Genomic DNA, 3,290 nt, shown 5'->3' on the forward strand with positions numbered 1-3,290 from the left:
GGGGCGGCGCGGCCTCGATCACGGCCGCGGTCGCGGTGCCGGTGAAGATGCCCGCCGACAGTCCGGACAGCACCCGGCCGACCAGCAGCACCGCCACCGAGTCGGCGACCAGGAACACCGCGGCGCTGACCAGGGCGAACGCGACGCCCGCCAGCAGCATCGGGCGTCGGCCGATCGCGTCGGACCAGCGGCCGAAGGCCAGCAGCGCGAAGAGCACGCCGCCGGCATAGGTGGCGTAGATGACGGTGGTCGTGAGCACCGCGAAGTGCATGCGCTCGGCGTAGAGCGCGTACATCGGCGTGGGCAGCGTGGTGCCGACCATGATCGCGGCGAAGGCGTAGGCCAGCAACGGGAGGGCGAAGCGGCCGGCGGTCGGCGTGGAGTCGGTGGGGGCAGACGGCACCGCCGGCGCGTTGTCAGACATATCTGATGACAGCGACGCCGGCGGCCCAGGTTATTCCGTTCGTGTGCACGGAACTGCATTCCCGGTGACCAAGCGACTCGCTTGATCGCCGGGAATGCAGTTCCGGCGCGGTGGTCAGTGCGACACGGCCTTCTCCGCGCCGATGCCGGTGAGCGACCGCACCTCCATCTCTGCGGCGACCTCGCGGCCCTCGTCGTCCGGCGAGGTGAGGGTGCCCACGATGCCGAGCACGAACGCCAGCGGGATGGACACGATGCCCGGGTTGGCCAGCGGGAAGAACGCGAAGTCCACGCCGGGCAGCATCGCCGTCTTGGCTCCGGACACCGCGGGGGAGAAGACGATCAGCACGATCGTCGAGAGCAGGCCGCCGTACATGCTCCACAGCGCGCCGCGGGTGTTGAACCGGCGCCAGTACAGCGAGTACACGATGGTCGGCAGGTTGGCCGCCGCCGCGACGGCGAAGGCCAGCGCCACAAGGAAAGCCACATTCTGGCCGTTGGCGAGGATGCCGAGTCCGATGGCGAGCACGCCGAGAACCACCGCGGTGATGCGTGATACCCGTACCTGCTCCGCCTCGGTCACCGGTGCCTTGCCGGGACCCCCTCTCAGCACACTGGCGTAGATGTCGTGTGCGAATGACGCCGACGCGGTGATCGTCAGCCCCGCCACCACTGCGAGGATCGTCGCGAAGGCGACCGCCGAGATGACGCCGAGCAGGATCACCCCGCCCAGTTCGAACGCCAGCAGGGGAGCGGCGGAGTTGACTCCGCCCGGGGCACCCAGGATGCGGTCCGGTCCGACGATCGCCGCTGCGCCGTAACCCAGTGCCAACGTGAACAGGTAGAACGCGCCGATGAGTGCGATCGCCCAGACCACCGACCGGCGCGCCTCTTTGGCCGTCGGCACGGTGTAGAACCGCATCAACACGTGTGGCAGGCCCGCGGTGCCGAGCACCAGGGCGAGCGCGAGTGAGATGAAGTTGATCTGACTCGTCAGCGATCCGCCGTACTGGGCGCCGGGAGCGAGCACGTCGCGGCTGGCGACGCCCTCGGTGGTCGCACCGGAGATGGCGGCCTGAGCCGAGCCGAGGATTTCGGAGAAGTTGAACCCGAACTCGACGAACACCATCACTGTCATCAGCCCGGCGCCGGCGATCAGCAGGACGGCCTTGATGATCTGCACCCACGTGGTGCCCTTCATGCCGCCGACCAGGACGTAGACGATCATCAGGATGCCGACGACGGCGATCACCAACGCCTGCCCGCCCTTGTCGCTCACGTTCAGCAGCAGCGCGACCAGGCCACCAGCGCCGGCCATCTGGGCCAACAGGTAGAACAGTGACACCGTCAGCGTCGTCGTCGCGGCCGCCACCCGGACCGGCCGCTGCTTGAGCCGGAAGCTCAGCACGTCGGCCATCGTGAATTTGCCGGTGTTACGCAGCAGTTCGGCGACCAGCAGCAGGGCCACCAGCCAGGCGACCAGGAAGCCGATCGAGTACAGGAAGCCGTCGTAGCCGTAGACGGCGATGGCGCCGGCGATGCCGAGGAAGCTTGCCGCCGACAGGTAGTCACCGGCGATGGCGATGCCGTTCTGCGGCCCGGTGAACCCGCGGCCACCGGTGAAGAACTGGTCGGCGGTGCGGTTGTTGCGGCTGGCCCGGATCACCACGACCAACGTGATCGCCACGAACAGGGCGAAGATGCCGATGTTGGCGGCGGTGTTGCCAACGGCCTCGGCGGCGAGGACGGTCACTTGAGCTCACCTTCCAGTTCGGTGCGGATCTTCGTGGCGCGGGGGTCGAGTTCCCGGTTGGCGAAGCGCACGTAGATTCCGGTGATCAGGAAGGTGGTGAGGAACTGCCCGAGGCCGACGATCAGCCCGACGTTGATGTTGCCCCACACCTTGATGGCCATGAAATCGTGCGCGAAGGCGCCGAGCACGACGTAGAGGCCGTACCAGATGAGGAAGAACGCGGTCATCGGGAACACGAAGCGGCGCAGCCTGCTTCGTAGCTCCTGGAATTCCGGACTTGCTTGGACCTCGAGATACCGCTGGCCGCTGATGGCGGCCGCGGGATCCGAGGGCATGGTCTCGGGCACGGTGACTCCTGACCTCGTGTGTGTGAACCGGCTCATCGGCGAAGCTAGCTGAGATGTGGGTCACATACCCACCTTTCCCGCAGGTCACACGGCGAGGACGAGGTCGGCTGCGGTGAGCGGTCGATCGGCCACGACGAACGGTGGGCTGCCGCCGGCTCAGCCGCGGGGCACCCGTTCGATGCCCATCCCGAGTCGTTCCGGGACGTGCATGCGGGCGAAGATCTGCGCCGCGTCGCGCGGTGCGCCGCGGCGGTCGCAGAGGCTGACGGCGATCATCGTCGCGAAGGCCAACGGCACGCTCACGGCAGCGGGATAGCCGGTCACCACCGCGGGCCAGCCGCCCAGTGCCCGTTCGTCGACGGCGCCGGTGATCGCGAGGGTGACCGCCGTCCCGGACACCAGCCCGCCGACCACCAGCCCGCAGGCTGCCCCGAGCGCGGTCAGTCCACGCCACCAGATGCCGAGCACCAACAGCGGACACAGCGTGGAGGCGGCCACCGCGAACGCCAGTCCCACGCTGCGCGACAGTTCCAGGCCGGAGGTGATGAGCGACAACGGAATCGGGATCACGCCACCGACCAGCGCGGCGACGCGGAAGTCACGCACCCGGCCGCGCAGCACGTCGGTGGCCAGCGCGCCGGCGATGCTGACCAGCAGGCCCGACGAGGTCGCCAGGAAGGCGGCGATCGCCCCGGCCGCGACCAGCGCCGCGAGCAGCTGCCCGCCCGGCCCGCCCACGGCCGCGCCGGGTGCGAGGAGCACGGCGG

3 protein-coding genes and 1 pseudogene are annotated in these 3,290 nt (G+C 69.1%); all 4 read right to left on the reverse strand.

Translation table 11 applies throughout. The annotated features are described in order from the left end of the window. Positions 1 to 322, reverse strand: a 322-nt coding sequence (locus tag Q2100_RS28740) for an MFS transporter (protein WP_302916772.1), incomplete at its 3' end; no start/stop codon positions are given. 216 nt (positions 323 to 538) lie between these two features. Beyond that, on the reverse strand, positions 539 to 2,176 hold the full coding sequence (locus Q2100_RS28745; protein WP_302916771.1) for a monocarboxylic acid transporter: 1,638 nt from the start codon (positions 2,174 to 2,176) through the stop codon (positions 539 to 541). Next, positions 2,173 to 2,511, reverse strand: coding sequence for a DUF485 domain-containing protein (locus Q2100_RS28750; protein ID WP_302916773.1), 339 nt, complete (start codon positions 2,509 to 2,511; stop codon positions 2,173 to 2,175). Before Q2100_RS28750 ends, Q2100_RS28745 begins: the two co-directional genes overlap by 4 nt. A 168-nt stretch (positions 2,512 to 2,679) precedes the next feature. After that, positions 2,680 to 3,290: pseudogene (locus Q2100_RS28755) on the reverse strand (cation acetate symporter); the annotation flags it as partial.

This window comes from Mycolicibacterium arseniciresistens, from assembly GCF_030519285.1.
Lineage (GTDB): Bacteria > Actinomycetota > Actinomycetes > Mycobacteriales > Mycobacteriaceae > Mycobacterium > Mycobacterium arseniciresistens.

Excerpts from the sequence above, each read along its gene's own strand:
- Q2100_RS28750 (WP_302916773.1), bottom strand. The coding sequence starts at position 2,511 with ATGCCCTCGGATCCCGCGGCCGCCATCAGCGGCCAGCGGTATCTCGAG.